The following is a 24,458-nucleotide window of genomic DNA, read 5'->3' on the forward strand; positions in this document are numbered from 1 at the left end:
TTTTTTTGCCCTGCCATCCTTGGCGGCCTCTCTTCCTGCCGTCGCTGGGACGACGTCAAAAATCTCTCCCGGGAAGTTTTTGCCCAGCTCTCTGGCATTCCGCATCTGGCGACGTGTCTTGCCGGTCAAGGCAGCGGCGGCACTCGCCCCGCCATCTCCGCCATCATGAAAGCGACGAACTGCCGAATCCGGGCGCTGTCCCTTGCCCGTTCGGCATAGAGCAGGTGGAAATCCGCTCGGATTCCCCGCCACTGCGGCAGCAACGGCACCAGCTCACCGCTGGCCAGATGCTCGTGGACGTCCCACCAGGAGCGCAACAATACGCCATGGCCATCGAGTGCCATGCGTGTCATCGCCTCGGCATCGTTGCTCGCCAGCCGTCCATGCACGCGAATGGCGCGCCGGGCGCGGGTATCGTCGGCGGCCTCGAACCGCCATAGCGAGTAGTCGGTATCGTTCTCCCGCACGATCAGGCAGCGGTGGTGAGCCAGGTCCTCCAGTCGCTCGAGCCTGGGCGCGTTCGCCAGATAACCGGGTGCGGCACAGAGTATCCGGCGATTGGCGAGCAGTCGCCTGGCGATCCAGCGCGACGCCGGGGGCTCACCCACGCGGATGTTGATGTCGAATCCCTGTTCGTCGAGGCCGACCGGAAAGCTGGTCAGCTCCAGCAGCAGTTCTAGTTGTGGATGAGATGCGGCGAAGCGCGAGATCAGCGGTGCCACATGACGCCGGCCAAAGCCGAAGGTGGCGTTGATTCTCAGCCGCCCCGAGAGCATGGCGCCCTGGTCCCGCAGCGAGTTTTCCAGATCGCCCAGGTCGTCGAGGATCATCGCTCCGCGCTGCAGATAGCGCTCCCCCTCCGCTGTCAGCGACAACCGCCGCGTCGTTCTCGCCGCCAGCGACACGCCGAGGCGCCGCTCGAGCTGCTGCAGCCGCTTGCTGACCGCCGAGAGTGACAGTCCTAGCTCCCGGGCCGCGCCGGTCAGGCTGCCGGCCTGGGCGACCCGCTGAAAGAAGGCCAGATCGTCGACCGCGGACATCGGATTCTCCACTTCAACGCAATAGTGGTTTCAATCTTAACCGGATTATCCCGAATCCGGCAGCGACTACACTGATCCCGGCGACCCCACGAACCCAGGAGCGAGGTCAGACCGATGTTCGACGGATTTCGCGAGTTCGATATCGAGGTGGAACCGAACATCGCCGTTCATGGCGTGATCGGGGGCGCAGGCCCGGCGCTGCTGTTGCTTCACGGCCATCCGCAGACCCATGTCATCTGGCATCTTCTCGCCCCCAGGCTCGCCGAGCACTACACCGTGGTCGCGACCGACCTGCGCGGCTATGGCGATTCCAGCAAGCCGGAGGGAGACGAACAGCATCTCAACTACAGCAAGCGTTGGATGGCCACCGACCAGGTGACGGTCATGCGGGCGCTCGGTTTCGCTAATTTCTTTCTCTGCGGGCACGATCGTGGCGGACGGGTCGCACACCGGCTTGCACTCGATCACCCCGAGCGAGTGGATAAGCTGATGGTGCTGGACATCGCACCGACGCTGGCAATGTACGAGGCCACCGATCTCGCTTTCGCCACCGCCTACTGGCACTGGTTCTTCCTGATTCAACCCAGGCCGCTGCCAGAATCCTGGATCGAAGCGGCACCCGCCGACTATGTCACCCGGATCATGGGTGGCCGCCATGCCGGGCTAGGCCCGTTCTCCCCACGCGCAATCGCCGAGTATCAACGCTGCCTGGCGCTCCCGGGCGCAGCCCATGGCCTGTGCGAGGACTATCGGGCCTCCCGCACCATCGATCTGGAGCACGATCGCGCCGACCGCGACGCCGGCCGGCATCTTCAGGTTCCGCTAGCGGTGTGGTGGGGCGAGCACGGCGTGATCGAGCGCTGCTTCGATGCCCTCGGCGAATGGCGGGCGGTTTCCAGTCAGGGCGTCGAGGGTGGCGCCCTGCCCTGCGGTCACTACCTTCCCGAGGAAGCGCCGGATGCGCTCTTCCAGCAACTCACTCACTTCATGAGGTAAGCCAGCCATGGCTAACGACCCCGCTCAAGACAAGACGCACAAGATCGCCGTCATCGCCGGCGACGGCATCGGTACCGAGGTGGTGCCAGAGGGGCTACGCGCGCTGGAGGCAGCCGCCAGGCGCTTCGACATCCGCCTCGAGTTCGAGCATTTCGAATTCGGTAGCTGCGACTACTATCTCGAGCACGGCAAGATGCTGCCGGACGACTGGTTCGAGACGCTCTCCGGCTTCGATGCCATCTTCTACGGCGCGGTCGGCTGGCCGGACAAGGTGCCGGACCACATTTCGCTGTGGGGCTCCCTGCTGCAGTTCCGGCGCCACTTCGACCAGTACATCAACCTCCGGCCCTGTCGCCTGATGCCCGGGATCAAGAGCCCGCTGGCCGACCGAGAGCCCGGTGACATCGACTTCTACGTGGTGAGGGAAAACACCGAGGGCGAGTATTCGAGCATCGGCGGCAAGATCTTCGAGGGTACCGAGCGCGAAACGGTGATGCAGGAGACCGTGATGACCCGCACCGGGGTCGACCGGGTGCTGAAATACGCTTTCGAGCTGGCGCAGAGTCGGCCGCGCCGGAAACTCACCTCCGCGACCAAGTCCAACGGCATCTCGATCACCATGCCCTACTGGGACGAGCGCGTGAAAGCGATGGCCGGGAAGTATCCGGACGTCAGCGTCGATCAATTCCACATCGACATCCTGACCGCCAATTTCGTGCTCCATCCGGACTGGTTCGATGTCGTCGTCGCCAGCAACCTGTTCGGCGACATTCTCTCCGACCTCGGCCCCGCCTGCACCGGCACCATTGGCGTCGCGCCCTCGGCGAACATCAATCCGGAGGGCAAGTTCCCGAGCCTGTTCGAACCGGTCCATGGCAGCGCCCCGGACATCGCCGGCAAGGGCATCGCCAACCCGATCGGACAGATCTGGTGTGGCGCGATGATGCTGGAGCATCTGGGCTGCAAGGAGGCGGGTGAGGCAATGGTCAGCGCGATCGAGCAAGTCCTGGCCAGCGATGACAAGTCGGCGCTCACGCCGGACCTGAAAGGGAAAGGCACGACCCGAAGCCTGGGCGAGAAGATCGCCGCAGCGATTGGCTGAAACGTGACGGGCGACGGCGACTCGGGTCGTCGTCGCTTTCAATGATGACATTGCGGTGATCGATTGCAGTGAGCATCAATTCAATATCTTGCACAGCGTCTCGGTGCCCAAAATGCCAGGGACGTTGCCTTTTTCCATGATTTGTCGTGACAGGTCCTTCTGGATCGAGCGATACAAGGGAAGAATCGAGCCTCGCATACCATCCTCGGCATACCGCTGGTCGATATAGAAGGCCGCACGCTCACCACGAAAATGAATCGGCTGAGATACTTGGGAAAACCGAATACCCGACCTCGCCAGTAACCTCTGGAAACGATTTTCCATCATCGCAAGAACGTGAAAACGCTCAATCAGACCTGTAAACGCCGTGGCGCATAAAAAAAGACTAACCCCGATCATCGGAAAGAAGCGTCTCTCCTGCTGTGAAAAAACGAACTCACCAAAGCCATCCACCGCCCCTTCTTCAATCCTGCTGGACCGAAAATAGCTCGGGATCGCCACACGAGATATCTCGCAAAGATCCTCGGATCTAACCCTGGAATCGAGCTTGATCTCGACACCGTGTTCACGACAATGCTCCACGATTGGCAGACTATAACCACTCTGGTTCCGGTTATCGGGAAACACGATTCTCATGCAGCCTGCGGAAAGTCCCGTTGCCCGATGCTCTATCAGGCAATGGAGAGACCGGCCGTCGAACTCGTCTTTTTCAATTCGATTCTTCGCGTCGATAGGCTCATACCCTAGCTCTTCACAATAAACTTTGTGTCTAAGGGAAAAAACCCGCAAGCGATCGCTTTCGGACGCGGCAAAAACGACATTGAAAATGTCAAAAAAATCATTCTCCACCCCTGCCCCCTTATACCTTATAAAATTCTGTATCCGCTATCGCCGCAGGCTTCCCCAGATAAAATCCTTGAACATAATCAACACCATACTCCCGGAGATACGGCAACAACTCTGACCTATCGACGAACTCCGCGACCGTCTTCTTACCCATTCCCTTGGCGATATCCACGATGGCCTTGACTATCAACTGACTCTCTTCGCTCTCGGGAAGCTTTTGAATAAACGAACCATCTATTTTTATATAATCGGCAGGAAACTGCCCCAGGTAATGAAAACTGCTAAAACCAACACCAAAATCATCCAGCGCTACCTTACAGCCTAAAGCCCGGATGCTCTCCAACACACATCTCGCCGAGGCAAAATCTGTCACGGCTGCAGTCTCGGTGACCTCTATGATGATCCGTGCAGGATCAACCGCATGGCGCACGAACTCGTTCTTCATGAAATCAGTCAAGTCACCGTCATGCAGAGACTGGCCTGATAAATTGATAGCCAAATTGGCCGTGGTATCTGCCAGCGTAGACATCATGCGAATGCCATTCGATAATACCCATCTGTCGACCGCAACGATTTGCCCACTCTGCTCGGCAACCGGTATGAAAACGCCGGGAGACAAATTTTCACCGTTGGCATCTTTCAGCCGGAGCAGCACCTCATAGTGTTGAACATCGAAATCGACCAAACGAAAAATTGGCTGGACCATGAGTTCAAAACTGTCGTTGAGTAGCGCATTACGGATCATCTCTACCCAATAAACGCGCTGCTTTATCTCCTCCCGGCCCTGCTGCTCGGGAGACAGCAGATACCACCGCTGCGTCGCATCGACTTTCGCCTGGTACATCGCGTAATCGGCATTGGCCATCAGCTCGTCGGGAAAAGCCCCGTTAGCCGGATAAAGCGCAATACCAATGCTGGCACTGGCGCGATGGATACGCCCCTCGACATGCAGTGTCTTCTGCTCCAGATGGTCCGCGATTCGCCGAGCCATATCGACAGCACTCTGTTGGGATGCATGTTCGAGGAGAATGGCGAACTCGTCCCCTCCCAAACGCGCCACGACGTTACCTTGGCCCAATTCCGATAAGGCCGTCGCGACTGACCGTAGCAATTGATCACCTGATTGATGTCCGCTAGTCTCGTTAACTTCCTTGAAGCGATCTAGGTCAAGATAAAGAACTGCGCCAAACGAGCTGGGCGTGACGGCGCGAGACAAGGCTTCTTCAAAGAACCGTCGATTGTACAGCTCGGTCAGTGAATCTCGACTGGCCAGCCAGAGCAGCCTCGTTTCTGCCAACTTTCGCTCGGTAATATCCACCCCAACGGAGATGAGTTCCTGATGAGAACCACGATCTTCCGTTTCCAGGGGAGTGTGATACCAGACAATGGTTCTGGTCTCGCCATCCCCCGAGACTAACTTGCTTTCCTGTTGACCACCACCATCAAAAAATTCATCAATATTAACCAAATCCGCGGCAAAGACGTCCTGAAATTTATTCCTAGACAGCTGATCACTCGATTGGCCTGTCAGCCATTCGCAAAACCGGTTGGTCAAGGTAATATGACCATTTCGATCATGAATCACGATTAAGACTTGGGCTGTGTTAAAAAGGCCTGATACGAAGTCTCGTTCTCTGGCAAGCTCCTTTACACGATTTTCCAGCTCGACTCCCCGAAGGCTTATCTCTCTCTCCATACCTTCGAGCTTGGTTTCCAATTCAATTGCCGTGCCTTCCAAAACATCGAGTTCATCCAGGAAGAAGACCTTCGTTGGCGGCATCGAATCTCGCATTACGTCGTATCTTCGTTGTGCCAACAAGGGAAGTTTTCGACTAATTATTCGTAGCCTATCCATTCGGTTCTTCAACATGACGAACAGGATCACTTCCGAAGCCAACCAGCCTAGCAATGCAATCAAAAGGACCATATGCGTAGTGCTGGAAATCGAATTTATCTGAGCCGTAACATCCGATACCAGCAAAAAATATCCGGACTTCCCGCCTATCTGCTGATTGCCTTTATCTATGGAAATTGCAATGACTTCAAAAATCTTGTCGTCCTCAGCATACCGAGCGACCTTACCATCGACATCGGAGAACGCCATTCTGCCAGCGATAGACTCAAATAACGGCCAACTAGTATCTTCATGCGTCAAGGCAATCAAACTCGCATCCCAGCTCTCCAGATACCTGTCACTGGCAAAGCTGGACCACCTCGAGGGAGTAACTAACAGCGCAACTTCGCTGCCGGAGCTTTTTTGCATATAACGAGTCACATCGGCGAGCGAGCGGGAAACCATGATGACCCCGGCGTCCGTGCCTTCTGCCAATACAGGCACAGCCACATATTGGCGACACTCCCGATAGCAGGCTAGCCTCTTCATTGGCTTTTCTTCTTTTATCACCTCTCTTAGCCATTCAGTGTCCAAAGCCGTTTGATTGTCAGACCGTTCTTGCTCTAGCGTTACTACACTTTTAGTATCACTATCGTAGACACTGACGTCATCAAGCCCCGCATCTAGCTGAAGCGTCGGCCATTGAGGTGAAAGAGCCGATTCTATGTCTGAGGCATTACCTTCAAGTAAAGCATGACTCAGGCTGGGAGAAGACGCCAATAAGCTAGCTATTTGCCGCATGGCATCCGCCGAACTTTGCAAAGTCAGGGACACTTCATACCGCTGGCGGTCATAGAAAGTTTTCTGAGACTGGTTAAACTGCTGAACCAAGGCGTGATTGCTCACCCAGGCTACCAGGCTTGCCAGTGCCAGCAGCAAAAGGCTGGTAAATACCAACGCCCTCCATTTCAAGCTAATCCGAAAGGCATTTTTTCGATCATGCATTTAATCGGCCTTAAATTGGCGTCATCAAAAAAAATAGGAAGCTTGGAGCAGCAACATATTCCAATATTTATCCTGACTTTCAGACGCCCCTTCACCGACGACAGGCAGCCATCCCGTACCCTCAATATGATGCAGCTCTGAAGACAGAAGGAATCTGGGATAAACTTGCCACTGAAGTCCGGTTGTCCAATCCTTGGCATATCGAGAAAACGCAGGCCGACTGGACTGTTCCGCGAAACTTCTCCCCCTTCTATCACCACGGTCGACGACGTATGAATCATACCTCACGATCCAGTCCAAGTAGGAACTCAGCCTTCTTGAGTATTGGAGATACCAGCTCTCACCGGTAACGTTGTAATTATAAGGATCGGTAAACTTTTCGGTTTTCAGGTCTCTCAGAGCATATTCGGTCGTGAAGGACCAGTTTTCCTGATTGTATTGAAAGGAAAAAATCCATGGCTCGAAGAGAAAATCGCCATCTCCCGGCTCGTCTTCCGCAGATTCAAACTTGGCTTTAACTCTGGCATTCGTCAACGCCAGAACGACAGCACCGCCACCGTACTCGTATCTTATCTGGCCAATGTAGGAAGTTTCTCCAGAGAAGTCCCCCAAGCCGTTACTGCCTAACAACGATCCGGCCACTTGGCTATCGAACCTGGGGTTTCCAACGCCGACCTGGAACCTGACCACGCTGTTGTCCATGCGCCGTTCAACGTATCCCATCACGCCGTCAGAACTCAGCGCCGGCTTTCTGGTGCGATCAAAGTAGATAGACTGTGGCAACAGTATGCTGGGGCGGGTAATCGCTACATCTCGAGCCTGATTGTATAACCCGAACGGGTTCTTGAATCGTCCAAACTGCACGCCAACCGTATTCTCGTTATCGGTCAAAAACTGATAGTCCACCACGCCGTAATCAAGCTCGGGATCGTTCAGTTCCCCGTCGTCTCCGGCTTGCCTGGCGAGCAGCTGCCCTGCTACCAACACGTTACTTAGCGGTCGAAAAGAGGCGTTCAAGCCCAGCTCGGTGTATTCCCAGCTTCCGCCACCCTCGCTACTGGGCCCGAAGAAATCATTATGGTCGGTCACGATGAGTGCTTGGCTCATGAAGCCATGAACCTGAAAGGTATCCGCCATTTCCACGGCATGAGCATTGGCCGCGAGCATCAGGGATATCGCCGCGTGAGTTGCGATTGCGAACGGCTTCAGTTTATTCAATGTCGAGCACCCGAACCTGATCCGTCAGGCTTGATTGTTTGATGTATCCGACACTGCCGGGCGTGGAGGCGACGTCCTCGATCATTTCAGCTTCGCTGGCGACCTCGTTAGGGGCCTGCCCGGTGCCGGAAAATACGGCACGATCCCAGGCGAGTCGAAGTTGATGCGGATAGACACCCAGGATTTTCTTGGAAAAATCCTCGTGAATCGGGTTGTCGTCCGGCAGGACGAAGACATGCACGGCCTGCCCATCGGGGAAGGTTCTCTGTCGCATCGCGAAAATCGCCCTCAGCGTCTCTAGCGGCAGGGAAGCCTGCTGTACCGTCTTGTTGACGATAACGACGGTTTCAGGCTCGTCTCCGAAACTGTCCGCGGATAACAGAGAGAGCAGCAGCACGCAGCCGGTCAGTGCCCGCCGCATGCGTCACGACTCCCCGACACGTTTGCGTCCGCCATGATGTTTGTCAAAGACACACCCCGACCCGAAATCGATTGCATTTCAGTAGTATCTACGACCCGGTCTTGCTCATCGCCAAGCATCGCAGGTCGGGGTGGCTGATATTCTCGGAATAACTCTGGGAACGGCGGCTATCTCACGGATTAGGCTACCGGCTTTCTCTTTCAGCATCGTGGCTGTCCCCTACTGCTGCATTATTATGCGCTGCCCTGGATACTATCTGGTCGAGCCAGGAAGGCAGCCCTGGCTTAGCTCGCCAATTCGCAGAGCTTACATCACAGCATACTCATATTGCCGTGGCTCGCCCAGCGACCAAGTCGATCGTGGAGACTCATGCAACGTTGTCAGGAAGTAACGACCGATGTGGGGAATATCAAGCGACCTTGCGTAGCCGGCTCATATTCATCTGGCGAATGTCCGTAATGCCAAGTAGCGCCATGTTCCGCGCGATCTCCTCCTGCATCAGATGGATCGCATGGCTGACACCCGCTTCTCCGGCGTAGGCGGCGGCATAATTGAAAGGACGGCCGAAAAAGACGAAGCGGGCTCCCAGCGCCAGTGCCTTCAGCACATCGGTACCGCGTCGGAAGCCGCTATCGATCATCACAGGAAAGTCGCCCACGGCCTCGATAACCTCGGGGAGCGCGCGCAAGGGAGCGATGGTGCCGTCCAGTTGTCTGCCGCCGTGGTTGGAAACGATGATGGCATCGACGCCCTGCGCCTTGGCACGCTGGGCATCCTCGGGATGCAGGATACCCTTGACGATCAGGTTCCCCGGCCATCGCTCTCGCACCAGGGCAAGATAGTTCCAGTCGAGGTGCGAGCGCCCCGAGAAGTCGCGATTGACGTGACGCGAAATGACCGGGATGCCCCGAGTTGCATGATTGTTCTCGAAGTGTGGAATGCCGTGGTGGCGGAGCGTCTTGTAGAACGTCTCGTAGAGCCAGCGTGGCTTGACCAAGCCATCCAGTACCAGACGGAGGGTCGGGCGAATCGGGGACGAGAAGCCGCTGCGCCGGTTGTTGTCGGGATTGGGCGGAACGGGGTAGTCCACGGTGATGACCAGATTGCGAAACCCGGCGCGCTCGACCCGAGCGATCAGCGCCTCGATGCCAGGCTCGTCTCCCGGCAGATAGGCTTGGAACCAGTCGCATCCCTCGACCGCAGCCACCTCTTCCATGGGAATCAGTGACGAACCGCTCATGATCATCGGAACGTTGGCCCCCGCCGCGGCGCGAGCCAATGCCAGGTCTCCCCGGTAGGCGGAGAGTGCACTGATCCCCATGGGCGCGATACCGAACGGCGCCGCGTAGTGTCGCCCCAGCAGCTCCGTCTCGAGGGAGACGTGTGAGACATCGATCAGCGCCCGTGGCAGGAAACAGTAATCGTCGAAGGCCGCACGGTTGGCGGCCAGGCTCTTGCCCTCCTCCGCGGCGTTGGCGACGTATCCGTGGATCGGCCGGGGAAGATGGCGCTTGCCGGCGCGTTCGAGGTCCAGGAAGTTGCGAATACGAGACAGGCGGCGTTGTTGACGCGTCACGAAGGATCCTTACGCGTTGAGAAGAGAGTTCGAGATTAAGGCGGCGACGCCGGCGATGTCGACGCCGATAGCGATCGTCACCCAACCAGCCCCGGCATCGCAAAATCGACCCGCTTCAAGGCCGTCAGCAGTTTGTCGCGCTGGCTCTCGTCGAGCGAGACCAGCGGCGGTCGCAGACGGTCCCAGCCGGAATCGTCGCTGAAATGGGCGGTGGCGGCCTTGAGCGCCGGGATCATCGGCACGCTTTCGAAGATATCGCGAATCTCGTTCAGCGCCTGCTGGCGCGCATCGGCATCGTCGCCCTGCCAACTGCCGCCCAGCGCCGAGATCGCGCGAGGATTGACGTTGGCAGTGGCACTGATGCAACCGACGCCGCCAGCTCGCAGCGTGGGCAGCAGGAAGCGCTCGCTGCCCGCGTAGACTCTAAATCCTTGGGTTCCGAAGGCATCGATGACGGCCTGGGTGTTGGCCCAGTCCCCGGAGCTATCCTTGATCCCTGCCACGACCTCGGGGTAGCGCTTCAGCAGTCGCTCGATCAGACCCAGCCCGATCGGCACCTGCGCCACCGGCGGGATATGGTAGAGGTAGAGACGAAGCCGCTCGTCGCCGACGCGTTCGATCACCTCGCAATAGAACCGGAACAGCCCCTCTTCAGAGACGCCCTTGTAGTAGAACGGCGGCAGCATCAGCACGCCCCCCACGCCCAGGCTCACCGCATGTCGCGTCAGGGCCACGCTATCGGGTATCGAGCAGCAGCCGGTACCCGGCATCAGCCGGGTCGTGTCGACCCCAGCCGTGACCAGGTGATCGAGCAGCTCGAGTCGCTCCTGCACCGACAGCGAGTTGGCCTCGGAGTTGGTGCCGAAGATCGCCAGGCCGACATCGTTGCTCAACAGCCAGCGACAGTGCTCGACGAAGCGCACCGCATCCGGAGAGAGATCATCGCGAAACGGGGTGATGACCGGCGAGAGTACGGTACCGCAGGGCGCATTCGGCATGAGCGCAGACCTCTGGCAGACAGGATGATTGGCGAATGGTGGCGACGATGGGCCGGGTCGACTCAGGACCAGGGGTCGACGGCGTAACGCGACAAGGCGGCTTCGTCGAAATCGAACCCCAGCCCCGGCGTCCGTGGCAGGTGCAGGCGCCCGTCGCTGAAGGTCAACTGCGTATCGATCAGTCTACGGAAGTTAAGCACTTGATCGTCGGCAAAAAATTCGACGAAAGGCGCATTCGGTGTCGAGCCGACCAAGTGGACGTGAAGGTCGTGGAACCAGTGGGGGCAGATCTCGACGCCGTAACTGGCCGCCGTGGCGGCGATACGACGGAATTCCGTGACCCCACCACAGACCGCCGCATCGGTCTGCAGGATCATCGCCGCCTCCTTGTCCAGCAGCTCCTTGAAGCGCCAGCGTCCGGCTTCGATCTCGCCCGTCGCCACCGGAATCGGCGTGCGCTCGGCCAGTCGGCGATGGTTGTCGATGTCGTCCGGGCTGAACGGCTCCTCGATCCAGTAAGGAGAATAGGGCTCGGCCATTCGCGCAAATGCCAGGGCCGAGGGAAGATCCTGCCAGGCGTTGTTGGCGTCCATCATCAGCAGCACGTCGGGGCCGATGGCTTCGCGAACGGCGGCCAGGCGCGCCTCCTCGCCAGCCAGGTCTTCGCGTCCCACCTTCATCTTGACCGCCCGGAAGCCCATCCCAACGTAGCCGGTCATCTCCTCCGCCAGCTTGGCCGGCGTCTTGCCATCGAGGTAATAACCGCCGCTGGCGTAGGCCGCCACGCTCTCTTCGTCACTGGCGCCGAGAAACTTGTAGAGCGGCAGGTTGGCGGCGCGGGCGTTCCGGTCCCACAACGCCACATCGAGAATGCTCAGCGCCCGCATCACCGAGCCGGCGCGGCCATGCAACAGACTCTCCTGATACATCTCCTGCCATAGCCCCTCGACACGGTGAGCGTCCTGCCCCATCAATATCGGCTTGAGCAGATCGCGTACCGCCTGCGTCACCAGATGGCCGGCATTGTTGCCGCCATAGCAGAAGCCGATGCCACTGATACCGTCGTCCCCGGTCACCTTGACCAGGGCGTAGTCCCGCTTGAGGACTTGCCGGTTGGAGAAGCTGGTCGGGTTGTCCAGCGCGACATTGACCGTTCGCGCCTGTACCTCGGTGATTCTGGTCATCGGTCACTCTCCGAGTGGTTGGCCTCACATCAATCGGGTTTCAGGCGACGCTTGAACGGCACGCGCAGCCAGCGGAAGAAAGGTGTCGCCTGCAGGATCGACAGCAGCGCGAGGATCAACAGGACGGTGGCGATCGGACTCTCCAGGAACACGCCGAAACTGTCGTTGCCGATCAGCATCGACTGCTGGAAGCTGGTCTCCATCACCGGCCCCAGGATCAGACCGATCACCATCGGGGCCGGCGAGACGCCCGCCTTGCTCATCCAGTAGCCGAACAGGCCGAAGCCCAGCATCAATCCGACATCGAACAGACTGTTGTTGATGGCGAAGGCGCCGATGATGCAGAGCGTCAGAATGGCGCAGGCGATGAAGCCATCGGGAATCCGGGTCACCGACACGCTCATCTTGGTGAACGCCAGCCCCACCACCAGCAGCGCGATATTGGCGAGGATCACCGCCCAGATCAGGGTGTAGGTGACATCGCCGTAGTCGGTGAGCAGATTGGGGCCCGGCAGAATGCCCTGCACCATCAGCGCACCCAGCAGGATCGCGGTGGAGGAACTTCCCGGGATGCCGAGGGCGATGGTGGGAATCAGCGCGCCACCGACGACCGCGTTGTTGGCAGCCTCCGGCGCGGCAACCCCGGCGATCTCGCCCTTGCCGAAACGGCTCTTGTCCTTGGCGAAGCGCTTGGCCTCGTTGTAGGCGAACCAGCTCGCGGTATCGCCGCCGGTCCCCGGAATCAGGCCCACGACGATGCCAATGCCGCTGGAGCGCAGGATGTTGGGCATCAGTTGCTTGATGGTGCGCCAGCGCGGCATCAACCGGTCGGTAATACGGCTCGCGACCTTGCCGCCCCGATGGGAATTCTCGATCAGCGTCAACGCCTGGGGCACCGAGAACAGGCCGATCAATGCCACCGTGAAGTCGATTCCGGCAAACAGATTGATCTGGCCAAACGTCATGCGTGGCGTTCCGGTCGTCAGGTCCATCCCGACCGTACTGAGCAGCAGCCCCAGCCCGCCGGAAAGCAGACCGCTGATCACCGACCCCTGCGCCAGCGAGCCGATGATGGTAATACCCAGCACGGCGATGGCGAACAGCTCCACCGGGCCGAACTCGAGCACCAGCGTGCCGAGCAGAGGGGCTGCGGTCAGCAGTGCAATGCCGCTCATCAGCCCGCCGAAGAAGGAGGCGAACAGCGAGATCCCCAGTGCTTGTCCAGCCTTGCCCTGCTGCGACAGCGGGAAGCCATCGAGCACGGTCGCCGCCGCCGATGGCGTGCCCGGCGTACGTAGCAGGATCGCGGCGATGGAACCACCGTAGGAGGCCCCGACGTAGAGCGAGGCCAGCATGCTCAGCCCGGTCGCCGGATCGAAGCTGAACGTCAGCGGCAGCAGCAAGGCCAGCGCCATCGTTGCCGATAGCCCTGGCATCGCCCCGACGAATAGCCCCAGCAGCGTGCCACCCAGAATGCAGGCAATGTTGTTGACGCTGAGCACGTTGGTCAGCCCGATCATCACCAGTGAGGAATCCATGCGCGTCTACTCTCCTGTGCCCGAACCGAGCGTCGTGGCCACCCGCTTCGGCCAGGGTTTAAAGGAAGCTCGGCAGCAGCGGAATCGGCAGCCCCAGGAACTGCACGAACACCAGACAGACCATCGCGATCAACAGCGCCCCGGCGATCACCGCGAAGGTCCACTTCACGGTGCGCAGAATCGACAGCGACAGGGCCAAGAACAGCGCCGTGGCCAGCACGTAGCCCAGCGTCGTCATCATGACGACATATCCCACCGCCAGCAGGAAGATGACCGCGACCGCCATCCAGCGCCGAGGCGGCGGCGGCGCGTCGTCCGGCGCCATGGTGGATGCCTCGGTGGCGGGCTCGCGAAGGGCCGGTCCCTGGCGTCGCAGGCGTAGCTCACTGGCCACCATCGCCAGCGACATGAGCGCCACGGCCACGGCGTAGATCATCGGCATCTCGGCGGCGGCGCGGGGGTATTGGCTGGCGTCGAGGAAGAAGACGCCAGCCACGACGAGGCCGAATACTCCCAGCAACAGACGACTGACGTTCATGGCGCCCTCCTCCTCGGCAACTCGCCGGTCGCTCAACGGCCGACCTGATCCTTGACCGAATCCCAGATTTCCCGATAGTCGCTCTCCATCTTGTCGATCATGGCGCGGTAGTCGTCACCGGTGACGACATCGAGATTCATGGCGCGCTTTTCCGCCTGGGCCTGGAAGTCGGGGTCCTTGGCCAGGGTCTGGAACGCTTCGATCAGTTGCTGCCGGGCCTCTTCCGGGATATCGGCCGGCGCGCTGTAACCGCGCGAGGAGCCCGCCACCACATCGACGCCCTTCTCCTTCATGGTGGGAACGTCGGGCAGACTGGTCAGACGCTTCTCGGCAAACACCGCCAGCGCCCTCAGATTGCCGGACTCGACCTGGCCGTAGACGTTGCCCACGTTGTTGAAGCTGGCATCGATCTTGCCGCCCATGGCCGCCGTCGCGGAGGGGCCGTCGCCCTGGAACGGCACCTTCTTGAACGACAGCCCCTTGGCCTGCTCGAGCAGGATGGTGGTGAAGAAATCATCGCCGCCGACGCCGGAGTTGCCGATGGTCACGGTACCCGGGTTCTGCTCGGCGGCCGCGAAGAGATCCTCGATGGTCTGATAGGGGCTGTCCGCACTGACGACGACGATGCCCGGATCGGTCACCACGTTGGCGATCGGGGTCATCTCATCGGTCTTGTAGGTGATGGCATCGTTCATGATGTAGTTGGTCATCAGCATCGGCGTGTTGGTGATGCTGATGGTGCTGCCATCGTTGGGCGACTGCTTGGCCAGCCGCGTCCACGCGACGGCCCCGGTGGCGCCGGGCATGTATTCGTTGACGAAATCGACGCCAAGGATTTCGCTCAGCCGTGGCTGTACCAGTTGAGCCAGGGCGTCACTGCCACCCCCTGGCTTGAATCCCTGCAATACGGTGATCTCGTCGCCTCCCACGTAATCGGCGGCTTGCGCCAGGGGAGACAGGCTGACGGCCACGGCGGCGATCGTCAGCCAATGGCGAAGGGGTTTGGCGTGCATGGTCGATTCCTCTCTGACGGAGTCAGTTTGTCGTTGTCGTACCTACGCTTTGTGTTGCCGACTTGTCGTGCCAGAAAGAACGTATTAATTTATCGATCAAATTGTCAATAATATTGACGCCAATAGCGACTAAAGCAGTAACGTCTTGCAAAATGACATCAAAGGCCGAAAAAGCAGGGCCATCTTCGAAGTCGGCATGGCAGAATCGATTCCGCAACCGGCCGTGGAGCGATACCGCTGCCTTAGCAACGAGTAGCGCTTGCTCCACCCCCTGGCCGCTGCGGACAATGGCCGACCGAGTGACGCGAACTTCATCGTGACGGGAATACATTCATGCCAAAGCGAGACACCGCCAAACCGACCTCCGCCGCCGCCGGCCATCGTCTCGCCGACGAACACGCGGAACCCCAGGTCGAGGGGGTGCGCGTCGCCGATATCGTCTCGGCCATCGAAGAGGATATCGTGCTGAATCGCGCGCACCCGAAGGAGAGACTGGTCGAGGAAGATCTGATGCAGCGCTTCGCCGGCAAGCGCCACGTGGTGCGCCAGGCGCTGTTTCAGCTCGAGAACGCCGGCCTGGTGGAGCGGATCAAGAATCGCGGGGCCTTCGTCAAGTCCTACACGCCCGAAGAGGTGGAGGGAATCTACGTCATGCGCGAGCTCCTGGAGGAGGCCGCCGCGGACCGTATTCCGATGCCGGCGCCGCCTTCGCTGATCGAGGCCCTGACCGACATACAGGCTCGGCACAGCGCCGCGGTGGAGAGCGGCGACCTGCGCGCGGTGTTCCACCACAACATCGCCTTCCACCGCACCCTGTTCGCGGCCTGCGGCAACGACTACCTCGCCGACACGATCAACGAGTTCGCCCAGAAGGCCCACGCCATCCGCTTCATCGGCACCACCGACCGTGAAGCCATCCTGCTGGCCCGGGACGAGCATCTGGCCATGATCGACGCGCTCGAGCGCCAGGATCGCGCCGAGCTACACCGACTCTGCTACCGGCATCTCCAGCCCTCCAAGGAGCGTTACCTGCATCTCTATCGGATTCGGGAAGGCGGCTGATAGCGGCTGATAAGAGTGATGGCTGGCCTCGAGGCCCGCCATCACTTCGGCACCCGGCGCTGGATGGTCGGCGGCCGCAGGAAGGTGAAATCACAGCCTTGGTCCGCTTGGGTGATCTGCTCGAGAAACAGCTTGCGATAGCCCCGCTCGGCGGTCAGCGCGACTGGCCGCCAGCCTTCCCGGCGCCGAGCCAGTTCTGCCTCGTCGACCAGCAGCTCGAGGCGCCGTTCACTGACGCTCAGGCGAATCCGATCGCCGTTCTCGACCAGCGCCAGCGGCCCGCCCAGGGCGGCTTCCGGCGTCACGTGCAACACGATAGAGCCCGCCGCCGTGCCGCTCATGCGACCGTCGGAGATTCGCAGCATGTCGCGCACGCCCTGCCGGGCCAGCTTGCGCGGAATCGGCAGATACCCGGCTTCGGGCATTCCCGGCGCACCCACCGGGCCGATACGCTTGAGCACGAGGACATCCTCCGCCGTCACGTCCAGCGCCGGATCGTCGATTCTCGCGGCCATGTCCTCGGCATCCTCGAACACCACCGCACGCCCCTCATGCTCCATCAGTCGGGCATCGGCGGCCGACTGCTTGATGATCGCGCCATCGGGCGCCAGGTTGCCACGCACGAATGCGATCCCGCCGGCGGGGTAGAGCGGCGCGTCGAAGCGATGCACCACCTGCTGCTCGAACGCCGGCGCGGCGTCGATCTCCTCCCCCAGCGTGCGACCGGTCACGGTCATGGCATCCAGATGCAGCAGCGGCTTCAGCTCGCGCAGCACGGTGGGCAGTCCGCCGGCACGATGCAGATCTTCCATGTAGTGCTGGCCCGACGGCTTGAGATCGACCAGCACCGGCGTCTCGCGGCTCATGCGGTCGAAGGCGGCCAGGTCGATATCGATGCCCATGCGCCCGGCGATCGCGGTCAGGTGGATGATGCCGTTGGTCGAACCACCGATCGCCAGCAGCACGCGCAGCGCATTCTCGAACGCCTTCTCGGTCAGTATCTTGTCCGGCGTCACGCCCGCCCGTGCATTGATCACGGCCTGGCGACCGGTCGCCTCGGCGACACGCATGCGATCCGCGGTCACCGCCGGCGGCGAGGCGCTGCCGGGCAGGGCGACCCCCAGCGCCTCGCTGATACACGCCATGGTGCTGGCCGTCCCCATGACCGAGCAGGTGCCGACACTGCCGACTAGCTTGGCGTTGACCTCTTCGATCTCCTGGTCATCGATCTCCTGGCCGCGATACATGCCCCAGTAGCGACGACAGTCGGTGCAGGCCCCTACCCGGACGCCGCGATGGCCGCTGGTCAGCATGGCGCCGGTGACCAGCTCGAGCATCGGCAGGTTGGCGGAAGCCGCTCCCATCAACTGGGCGGGAACGGTCTTGTCGCACCCGCCGATGAGGACCACCGAGTCCATTGGCTGGGCACGAATCATCTCTTCCGTGTCCATCGACATCAGGTTGCGCAGATACATGCTGGTCGGCGTGGAAAAGCTCTCGGCGATCGAGATGGTCGGAAATTCGATCGGCAACCCGCCCTCCAGCATTACCCCGCGCTTGACCGCCTCGATCAGTTGCGGGGCATTGCCATGACAGGGGTTGTAGCCGCTGCCAGTATTGACGATGCCGACGATGGTGCGATTGAGTGCATCGTCGCTGTACCCGGCGCCCTTGATGAACGCCTTGCGCAGGAATAGCGAGAAACCGGCATCGCCGTAGTTCACCAAGCCCTGGTTGAGCCCTGTCTGGCGCTCTTCGTCCGGTTTGTGGTGCCGCTCGTCGCTGGGGGAGTGGGTCGTCATGGCATCCTCATCGTCAATATTATTAATAATATTATTGACGCAAGTAACCACAGTTGGCGCGGCAAAGACATCCGACTTAAGCCGTAGCCTCATCCGTGAAGAGGTGCGAAGCGGATTTAGCAGCAACGGTCCTTATCGCCTAACCTTGTGGCGAGCGGCGGCCACGAACCGCTGCCGATACCCGCAAGGACCGCGACAAAGGATGAAGACGATGACGCTTTTCGAAGACCTGCGTGAGAGCCACGACAAGCAGCGCCGCCTGCTGGACCTGCTGGTCAAGACCCACGGCGACAGTGAAGGCCGCGACGAGCTGTTCAAACGGCTGCGCGCCGAACTCGAGAATCATGCCGCCGCCGAAGAGCGGGCGCTCTATATTCCAATGATGGAATACGACATGACCCAGGAGAAGGCACGGCACAGCGTCGCCGAACATCACGAGATCGACGAGCTGCTGGAAACCCTGGAAACCACCGAATACGACTCGCCGGGCTGGTTGGCCAGTGCCAAGAAACTCCAGCACCTGGTCACGCACCATCTCGACGAAGAGGAACAGGAAGTGTTCCAGTTGGCGGGCCGCGCGCTGGACGACTCGAAGAAGGCCGATCTGGCCAAGACTTACCGCCACGAGATGGAGAGCCGGGAAGCCAGCTGAATGGCAGACATCCGACGACCGCTCCGGCCGGAGCGGTCGTCACGCTGGTCGCCGGAATCCGGCGGCGCCAGCGGCGGGTGCAACTTTTTCCTGTCGGAAAACTCTCAGCAACAGCCATAAAAGGAAGGATCCTCATGTTGCTGCCCTCGAGACTCCCGCGATATCCGCGACTGACCTGGCTCGCCCCTTTCACTCTGCTCGCGGGTTGCACGGGCGTCCCCGAAGGCACGCAACCCGTCGCTGACTTCCAGATCGACCAGTATCTGGGCCAGTGGTACGAAATCGCCCGGCTCGACCACGGCTTCGAGGAAGGCCTGGAGTGCGTCACCGCGGAGTACACTCGCCGCGCCGACGGCGACATCCGCGTCGTCAATCGTGGCTACGACCCTGCCAAGGGCAGTTGGGAAAGCGCCGAGGGGCACGCCAGCTTCGCCGGGGACCCCAGCGTCGGCCATCTGAAGGTCAGCTTCTTCGGTCCTTTCTACGCAGGCTACAGCGTGCTGGCACTGGACGAGAGTTATCAACATGCTCTCGTCGCCGGCCCGGACCGGGACTACCTGTGGATACTTTCACGGGATCCGACGCTGGACGAGCCCACCTATACGGCGCTGATCTCGCAGGCCCGCCAGCTCGAGTTTCCGGTCGACGAGCTGATTCAGGTCACCCAGGATCCGGATGCCTGCCCGCGAGCCGGCGGTTCGGGAAAACCACGGGCTTGAGGCTGCCGCTCGTGCTTTGGTCGACATCCCGGCGCCTCCGGCGGTCATTGCCGAAAGACGTTCTATAGTGGGTACAGCCATTTTTACCTGGAGCCCGCCATGCCCCTCGATCGTCGACAGCTTCTGCGCAACTCTGCCTTGATCGGCGTCTCGCCGCGTTCTCGCCCGGCCTGCTGGCCCAGACCACCGAGGCCCCGCCCACTCGCTATCCCGACGAGGCATGGCAGGTGCTGGACGACCGCTTCAAGCCTTATTACCTGTTCAATACCCCGCTCGAGCGCCACTGGTCCGGCGGGCTATGGCTCGAAGGTCCCGCCTGGAACGCGGTCGGCCGCTACGCTGTCTTCAGCGATATCCCCCGAGCCCGGCAGATGCGTTGGGACGAGATGACCGGCCAGGTCAGCGTGTTGCGCGAAGGCGTGGGTCACTCCAACGGCAATGCGTTCGACCACCACGGCCGCCTGGTCGCCTGCGAGCACTCTCCGGCGAGGGTCGTGCGCTACGAATGGGATGGCTCCACCACCGTGCTGGCGAGCCGTTACCAGGGCAAGCGGCTGAACGCCCCCAACGACCTGGTGATCCTGCCCAATGATGGGGTGATCTTCACCGATCCCGGCTACGGCGCCCACGTCGACTACGAGGGCGAGAAGCGCGCGCTGGAGATCAAGCCGGCGATCTACTATGTCGACGACACGCTGGACGCTCCCAAGCTGCTGAGCGACGAGCTGGGCAAGCCCAACGGCATCGCCCTGTCCGGCGACGGCCGGACGCTCTATGCCAGCGATACCGCTCCCTCCCACTTCCCCGACCGCCCGGCAACGGTGTCGCGCTGGGCGCTCTCCCAGGACGGCCAGTCGCTCAGCAACCGCGAGACCCTGGTGTCGAGCAAGGACGCCGAGACCTACGATGGCATCACCCTGGATCAGGACGACAATCTGTGGGCGGCGACCTCCGGCGGCGAGGGCCATGACGGCGTCTCGATCTTCTCTCCCGACGGGGACCGTATCGGCCGGATCCTGCTGCCGGAGGTGTGTGCCAACCTCTGCTTCGTCGGCGAGCATCGCAACCGGCTGCTGATGGCGGCGAGCCGTTCGATCTATACCCTCTACACCGGAACCCGCGGCGTATGAATGCCAGCGCCGTCGCTGGATCCGGTGCCGCCGGCTTTCAAGATGAGGCCGCGTTTTTTCAGCGTGTCGACGAGGCCGCTTGCCGGGACCCACGATCGGGGTAAGCTGAATGCTCCCTGACAGCAGCCGAGAATCGGCATGAACCCGATCCATCCCTTGTTCGCGCCGATCTCCTCCTCTCCCGGGTTCCGGGAGAGTTCGATCAGCGCCTCGATGCCCCGAGATCTCCATGCTCGATGACTGGCTCTCGGCAACGCTAGACGGCGGCGGCGTCGGTCGACCCGCCAGTGGCCCGCTCCCAGGCGGGCGTTACCGGCTCCACGGCGAGGGGATTCTCGAGCTGACACCGGATGTCGCCGCTTCCGATGCGCGTAGCGTGGTGATTTCCGCGGGTATCCACGGCAACGAGACCGCTCCCATCGAGCTGGTCGGCGAGCTGCTCGCCGCGCTGGAGGCCGGACGTCTCGTGCTGGGGGCACCGCTACTGGTCATCCTCGGCAATATTCCCTCGATTCGCGCGCAGACGCGTTTCGTCACCACCAATCTCAACCGCCTGTTCCAGCGTGGGCTCGACCAGAAGGGAGAAGAGCCAGAACGGGCGCGGGCGTTGATGCATGCGGTCGACGACTTCTTCGCGCGTCACCGCCATCGCCCACTGCATCTCGACCTGCACACCGCCATACGCGACAGCCGCTATCCGCGCTTCGCCGTGGTGCCCTATACGGAGGGAGAGGCAGAGACCCAGCCTCGCTCGGCATGGCCCGATCTAGCCGCGGCTGGCATGCAGGCCGTACTGCTCCAGCATCGACACAGCTGGACCTTCTCTCACTACTCCCGCCACTACCACGCCGCCGAAGCCTACACGCTGGAACTCGGCAAGGTACGCCCGTTCGGCGCCAACGACCTCGACGCCCTGGACGGCATGCGGGGGTGGCTAGCCACGCTGGCGCAGGGCGTCCCGCCGGCCAGTGGCGACGTGACCGACCTCCGATTCTTCCAGGTCGCCTTCGAGCTGATGCGTACGAGCGATACCTTTCGACTCACCTTTGCCGAAGATGTCGCCAATTTCAGCGAGTTCGCGGTGGGAGAAAGGCTGGCAGAGGACGAAACGGAAGGCCCCTTCGTGGTGGAAGAGGCGCCACTGTCGGTGGTCTTTCCCAACGCCCAGGTCGAGCTCGGTGCGCGCGCGGCGCTGCTGGTGCGGCCCTGCGCTGTTCCCGACTAGGTCTGGCGGCGGTATCGACGACCGCGATCGCCGATTCGCCCAAGACGATTTTCGATTCGCTGAACAATGACAACACCATTCAGGAGTTTTCCAAAATGAACAAAGAGTTACCCTTCGATCACCTGCCCCTGCCCCGTCCCCGTCGACGCTCCGACCTGGCGTTATCTGGAACCTAACGGCGAAACTGCTAGAATCGCCGCATTTTTCGCCGGGGAGTCGGCGTCGCCAACGCCATCGAAGATGGCTCGGTCGACAGCAAGACGGGCCATCTGACGCCGTGCCGCTTCCCGCCAGCCAACCCACTCGGTGGACAACATCATGGCCGCGACCCCCATTCCCCTGGAAGCGAAGGGCATCAAGAAGCGCTTCGGCGATCACGAGGTACTCAAGGGGATCTCTCTCCAGGCACAGAAAGGCGACGTCATCACGCTGATCGGTGCTTCCGGTTCCGGGAAAAGCACGTTCCTGCGCTGCATGAACCTGCTGGAACAGCCCGACGAAGGCGAACTGATCGTTCACAACGAGACCATCGGTTTCCGCGCCACCAAGCACGGCCGCGAGCCCGCCGACTGGAAGCAGGTCGAGCGCATTCGCGCCAAGCTCTCGATGGTGTTTCAGAACTTCAACCTCTGGTCGCACATGACCCTGCTCGAGAACGTCATCGAGGCGCCGGTCAACGTGCTGAAGAAACCCAAGAAGCAGGCGATCGAAGAGGCCCGCGCCCTGCTCGATCGCGTCGGCCTGCTGGATCGCGCCGACTACTTCCCGACCCAGATGTCCGGCGGTCAGCAGCAGCGCGGTGCCATCGCCCGGGCACTGGCGATGGACCCGGAGGTCATGCTGTTCGACGAGCCGACCTCGGCGCTCGATCCGGAACTGGTCGGTGACGTCCTCAAGGTCATGCGCGACCTCGCCGACGAGGGCCGCACCATGATTCTGGTGACCCACGAGATCGCCTTCGCCCGGGATGTCTCCAGCCAGGTGATCTACCTGCACCAGGGCGTGGTCGAAGAGGTCGGCGCACCGGCCGACGTCCTCGACAACCCGCGCTCCGAGCGCCTGCGCCAGTTCCTGGCGCCCAAGCACTGAGGCGGAAACCATCATGATCGACCTGCAAGGCTACGGCCCGCGGCTGCTCGAGGGGGCGCTGGTCACCGTCGAACTGGCGGTGCTATCGCTGATACTCGCAGTCATCCTGGGACTGTTGACCGCCAGCGCCAAGCTGTCGCGCAATCGGCTGATCCACGGCATCGGCACGCTCTACACCACGCTGGTGCGCGGCGTACCGGACCTGGTGCTGATGATGCTGCTGTTCTACGGCGGGCAGATCGGGATCAACATGCTCACCGACCAGCTCTACTACGCCTTCGACATCGACATCTTCATCAACGTCGACGCCTTCGTGGCGGGCGTCATCACCATCGGCCTGATCTTCGGGGCCTACATGGGCGAAACCTTCCGCGGCGCCTTCCAGTCGGTGGAAGAGGGACAGATGGAAGCCGCGCGAGCCTACGGCATGAGTCCGCTGCTCGCCTTCCGGCGTGTCCGATTCCCGCTGATGATGCGACATGCCCTGCCGGGGATCGGCAACAACTGGATGGTGCTGCTCAAGACCACTGCGCTGGTCTCGATCATCGGCTTGACCGACATGGTCCGAGTGGCCGCCGAGGCGACCAAGGCAACCCACGAGCCCTTCCTGTTCATGATCCCGGTGGCACTGATCTACCTGCTGATCGCCACGCTTTCCGAGTGGGGCTTCGCCAAATTGACCAAGCGCTATAACACCGGCTTCGGGGAGTCCAGCGAATGGAACAATTGAACGGCTGGTTCACCGAACTGCTGTCCGGCAACGCGATCTTTACCGCCAATACGCTCAGCTTCTACTGGGGCGGGCTCGTCACGACGGTGCAGCTGGTCTTCCTGTCGCTGCTGATCGGCGTGATCCTGGCGGTGCCGCTGGCCATCGGCCGCGGCTCGAAGCGGCGCTGGATCAAGCTGCCGATCTACGCCTATACCTATGTCTTCCGCGGTACACCGCTTTTGATCCAGCTCTATTTGGTCTACTACGGCGTGGTCTTCTTCGACGGCATCCAGGACAGCATCTTCTGGGTGGTGTTCAAGCAGGCGTTCTTCCCGGCGCTGATCGCGTTCACGCTCAATACCGCGGCCTATACCACCGAGATCTTCCATGGCGCGATCAAGAATACCGCCAAGGGCGAAATCGAGGCCGCCCGCGCCTACGGCATGTCGCGCAAGCTGATGATGCGCCGCATCATCCTGCCCAGCGCCTTCCGTCGCGCCCTGCCGGCCTACGGCAACGAGGTGATCTTCATGCTCCACGCCAGCGCCGTGGCCAGCGTCGTGACGATCATGGATCTGACCGGGGCGGCGTACTACGTCTACGCCCGCTTCTATGCACCGTTCCAGGCGTTCATCTTCGTGGCGCTGATCTATCTCTGCCTGACCTTCAGCATCATGTTCCTGTTCCGCAGGCTGGAAAAACGATTGCTGGCGCACCTGCGCCCACGGGGCGCCTGACGGCCGGCGATTCGGTCACGA

The 24,458-nt window shown here is 61.1% G+C and carries 22 protein-coding genes; 10 read left to right on the forward strand and 12 right to left on the reverse strand.

The features are described from left to right. Positions 1 to 125: 125 nt before the first annotated feature. Positions 126 to 1,040 carry a LysR family transcriptional regulator gene (locus tag DOM56_RS05445; RefSeq protein WP_110707870.1) on the reverse strand — a complete coding sequence of 305 codons (915 nt, stop codon included), beginning with the start codon at positions 1,038 to 1,040 and terminating at the stop codon, positions 126 to 128. Between the two features lie 114 nt (positions 1,041 to 1,154). On the opposite strand from DOM56_RS05445, the gene DOM56_RS05450 reads away from it, so the two are divergent. Further along, a complete protein-coding gene (locus DOM56_RS05450; RefSeq protein ID WP_110707871.1) occupies positions 1,155 to 2,036 on the forward strand; it encodes an alpha/beta hydrolase in 882 nt (293 codons plus the stop codon). A 7-nt stretch (positions 2,037 to 2,043) separates the two neighbouring features. Continuing rightward, the gene (locus DOM56_RS05455; RefSeq protein WP_110707872.1) at positions 2,044 to 3,138 is read left to right on the forward strand and encodes a tartrate dehydrogenase; all 1,095 of its coding nucleotides are present in this window, start codon (positions 2,044 to 2,046) and stop codon (positions 3,136 to 3,138) included. A 75-nt stretch (positions 3,139 to 3,213) separates the two neighbouring features. Here DOM56_RS05455 and DOM56_RS05460 read toward each other — a convergent pair whose 3' ends face one another. From DOM56_RS05460 to DOM56_RS05505, 10 genes are all read right to left on the reverse strand, one after another. Then, on the reverse strand, positions 3,214 to 3,987 hold the full coding sequence (locus tag DOM56_RS05460; protein ID WP_157958172.1) for a PEP-CTERM/exosortase system-associated acyltransferase: 774 nt from the start codon (positions 3,985 to 3,987) through the stop codon (positions 3,214 to 3,216). 10 nt (positions 3,988 to 3,997) lie between these two features. Further along, complete coding sequence (locus DOM56_RS05465) at positions 3,998 to 6,823, reverse strand: EAL domain-containing protein (protein ID WP_110707874.1); 2,826 nt, start codon at positions 6,821 to 6,823, stop codon at positions 3,998 to 4,000. A gap of 24 nt (positions 6,824 to 6,847) precedes the next feature. Next, positions 6,848 to 8,041 (reverse strand): hypothetical protein, encoded by a 1,194-nt coding sequence (locus DOM56_RS05470; protein WP_232822187.1) that lies wholly within the window; start codon positions 8,039 to 8,041, stop codon positions 6,848 to 6,850. Then, complete coding sequence (locus DOM56_RS05475; RefSeq protein WP_198655690.1) at positions 8,034 to 8,462, reverse strand: hypothetical protein; 429 nt, start codon at positions 8,460 to 8,462, stop codon at positions 8,034 to 8,036. Before DOM56_RS05475 ends, DOM56_RS05470 begins: the two co-directional genes overlap by 8 nt. A gap of 409 nt (positions 8,463 to 8,871) precedes the next feature. Continuing rightward, entirely contained in the window at positions 8,872 to 10,038 is a 1,167-nt protein-coding gene (locus DOM56_RS05480; protein WP_110707875.1) for an alpha-hydroxy acid oxidase, read from the reverse strand. Positions 10,039 to 10,115: 77 nt separating this feature from the next. Next, positions 10,116 to 11,036 carry a dihydrodipicolinate synthase family protein gene (locus DOM56_RS05485; RefSeq protein ID WP_110707876.1) on the reverse strand — a complete coding sequence of 307 codons (921 nt, stop codon included), beginning with the start codon at positions 11,034 to 11,036 and terminating at the stop codon, positions 10,116 to 10,118. A 62-nt stretch (positions 11,037 to 11,098) separates the two neighbouring features. Further along, on the reverse strand, positions 11,099 to 12,220 hold the full coding sequence (locus tag DOM56_RS05490; protein WP_110707877.1) for a mandelate racemase/muconate lactonizing enzyme family protein: 1,122 nt from the start codon (positions 12,218 to 12,220) through the stop codon (positions 11,099 to 11,101). A gap of 29 nt (positions 12,221 to 12,249) precedes the next feature. Beyond that, positions 12,250 to 13,758 carry a tripartite tricarboxylate transporter permease gene (locus DOM56_RS05495; RefSeq protein WP_110707878.1) on the reverse strand — a complete coding sequence of 503 codons (1,509 nt, stop codon included), beginning with the start codon at positions 13,756 to 13,758 and terminating at the stop codon, positions 12,250 to 12,252. Positions 13,759 to 13,816: 58 nt separating this feature from the next. Next, positions 13,817 to 14,296, reverse strand: coding sequence for a tripartite tricarboxylate transporter TctB family protein (locus DOM56_RS05500; RefSeq protein WP_110707879.1), 480 nt, complete (start codon positions 14,294 to 14,296; stop codon positions 13,817 to 13,819). Positions 14,297 to 14,328: 32 nt separating this feature from the next. Further along, positions 14,329 to 15,309, reverse strand: a complete 981-nt coding sequence (locus tag DOM56_RS05505) for a tripartite tricarboxylate transporter substrate binding protein (RefSeq protein ID WP_110707880.1) — start codon at positions 15,307 to 15,309, stop codon at positions 14,329 to 14,331. A gap of 333 nt (positions 15,310 to 15,642) precedes the next feature. On the opposite strand from DOM56_RS05505, the gene DOM56_RS05510 reads away from it, so the two are divergent. Further along, entirely contained in the window at positions 15,643 to 16,371 is a 729-nt protein-coding gene (locus DOM56_RS05510) for a GntR family transcriptional regulator (protein ID WP_110707881.1), read from the forward strand. Positions 16,372 to 16,412: 41 nt separating this feature from the next. Here the strand turns inward: DOM56_RS05510 and DOM56_RS05515 are convergent, their stop codons facing one another. Continuing rightward, positions 16,413 to 18,173, reverse strand: a complete 1,761-nt coding sequence (locus DOM56_RS05515) for an IlvD/Edd family dehydratase (RefSeq protein ID WP_110707882.1) — start codon at positions 18,171 to 18,173, stop codon at positions 16,413 to 16,415. Between the two features lie 211 nt (positions 18,174 to 18,384). Between DOM56_RS05515 and DOM56_RS05520 the strand changes: the two genes are divergently transcribed. The 7 genes from DOM56_RS05520 to DOM56_RS05550 all read left to right on the forward strand — a co-directional run bounded on the left by DOM56_RS05520 (position 18,385) and on the right by DOM56_RS05550 (position 24,437). Continuing rightward, on the forward strand, positions 18,385 to 18,825 hold the full coding sequence (locus DOM56_RS05520) for a hemerythrin domain-containing protein (protein WP_110707883.1): 441 nt from the start codon (positions 18,385 to 18,387) through the stop codon (positions 18,823 to 18,825). 134 nt (positions 18,826 to 18,959) lie between these two features. After that, positions 18,960 to 19,544 (forward strand): lipocalin family protein, encoded by a 585-nt coding sequence (locus DOM56_RS05525; RefSeq protein WP_110707884.1) that lies wholly within the window; start codon positions 18,960 to 18,962, stop codon positions 19,542 to 19,544. A 227-nt stretch (positions 19,545 to 19,771) separates the two neighbouring features. Continuing rightward, a complete protein-coding gene (locus DOM56_RS05530; RefSeq protein ID WP_232822188.1) occupies positions 19,772 to 20,674 on the forward strand; it encodes an SMP-30/gluconolactonase/LRE family protein in 903 nt (300 codons plus the stop codon). A 229-nt stretch (positions 20,675 to 20,903) separates the two neighbouring features. After that, on the forward strand, positions 20,904 to 21,899 hold the full coding sequence (locus tag DOM56_RS05535) for a succinylglutamate desuccinylase (RefSeq protein ID WP_110707885.1): 996 nt from the start codon (positions 20,904 to 20,906) through the stop codon (positions 21,897 to 21,899). Positions 21,900 to 22,217: 318 nt separating this feature from the next. Continuing rightward, a complete protein-coding gene (locus DOM56_RS05540; protein WP_110597955.1) occupies positions 22,218 to 22,988 on the forward strand; it encodes an ATP-binding cassette domain-containing protein in 771 nt (256 codons plus the stop codon). 13 nt (positions 22,989 to 23,001) lie between these two features. Further along, complete coding sequence (locus DOM56_RS05545; protein ID WP_110597956.1) at positions 23,002 to 23,718, forward strand: ABC transporter permease; 717 nt, start codon at positions 23,002 to 23,004, stop codon at positions 23,716 to 23,718. Beyond that, positions 23,706 to 24,437 (forward strand): ABC transporter permease, encoded by a 732-nt coding sequence (locus tag DOM56_RS05550; protein ID WP_110707886.1) that lies wholly within the window; start codon positions 23,706 to 23,708, stop codon positions 24,435 to 24,437. Before DOM56_RS05545 ends, DOM56_RS05550 begins: the two co-directional genes overlap by 13 nt. The last annotated feature ends 21 nt before the right edge of the window (positions 24,438 to 24,458 follow it).

The sequence above is a fragment of the Salinicola sp. CR57 genome (assembly GCF_003206585.1).
Lineage (GTDB): Bacteria > Pseudomonadota > Gammaproteobacteria > Pseudomonadales > Halomonadaceae > Salinicola > Salinicola lusitanus.

Coding starts and splice junctions, on each gene's coding strand:
- DOM56_RS05445 (WP_110707870.1), bottom strand. CDS start 1,040: ATGTCCGCGGTCGACGATCTGGCCTTCTTTCAGCGGGTCGCCCAGGCC.
- DOM56_RS05450 (WP_110707871.1), top strand. CDS start 1,155: ATGTTCGACGGATTTCGCGAGTTCGATATCGAGGTGGAACCGAACATC.
- DOM56_RS05455 (WP_110707872.1), top strand. CDS start 2,044: ATGGCTAACGACCCCGCTCAAGACAAGACGCACAAGATCGCCGTCATC.
- DOM56_RS05465 (WP_110707874.1), bottom strand. CDS start 6,823: ATGCATGATCGAAAAAATGCCTTTCGGATTAGCTTGAAATGGAGGGCG.
- DOM56_RS05475 (WP_198655690.1), bottom strand. CDS start 8,462: ATGCGGCGGGCACTGACCGGCTGCGTGCTGCTGCTCTCTCTGTTATCC.
- DOM56_RS05485 (WP_110707876.1), bottom strand. CDS start 11,036: ATGCCGAATGCGCCCTGCGGTACCGTACTCTCGCCGGTCATCACCCCG.
- DOM56_RS05490 (WP_110707877.1), bottom strand. CDS start 12,220: ATGACCAGAATCACCGAGGTACAGGCGCGAACGGTCAATGTCGCGCTG.
- DOM56_RS05495 (WP_110707878.1), bottom strand. CDS start 13,758: ATGGATTCCTCACTGGTGATGATCGGGCTGACCAACGTGCTCAGCGTC.
- DOM56_RS05500 (WP_110707879.1), bottom strand. CDS start 14,296: ATGAACGTCAGTCGTCTGTTGCTGGGAGTATTCGGCCTCGTCGTGGCT.
- DOM56_RS05505 (WP_110707880.1), bottom strand. CDS start 15,309: ATGCACGCCAAACCCCTTCGCCATTGGCTGACGATCGCCGCCGTGGCC.
- DOM56_RS05510 (WP_110707881.1), top strand. CDS start 15,643: ATGCCAAAGCGAGACACCGCCAAACCGACCTCCGCCGCCGCCGGCCAT.
- DOM56_RS05515 (WP_110707882.1), bottom strand. CDS start 18,173: ATGACGACCCACTCCCCCAGCGACGAGCGGCACCACAAACCGGACGAA.
- DOM56_RS05520 (WP_110707883.1), top strand. CDS start 18,385: ATGACGCTTTTCGAAGACCTGCGTGAGAGCCACGACAAGCAGCGCCGC.
- DOM56_RS05525 (WP_110707884.1), top strand. CDS start 18,960: ATGTTGCTGCCCTCGAGACTCCCGCGATATCCGCGACTGACCTGGCTC.
- DOM56_RS05535 (WP_110707885.1), top strand. CDS start 20,904: ATGCTCGATGACTGGCTCTCGGCAACGCTAGACGGCGGCGGCGTCGGT.
- DOM56_RS05540 (WP_110597955.1), top strand. CDS start 22,218: ATGGCCGCGACCCCCATTCCCCTGGAAGCGAAGGGCATCAAGAAGCGC.
- DOM56_RS05545 (WP_110597956.1), top strand. CDS start 23,002: ATGATCGACCTGCAAGGCTACGGCCCGCGGCTGCTCGAGGGGGCGCTG.
- DOM56_RS05550 (WP_110707886.1), top strand. CDS start 23,706: ATGGAACAATTGAACGGCTGGTTCACCGAACTGCTGTCCGGCAACGCG.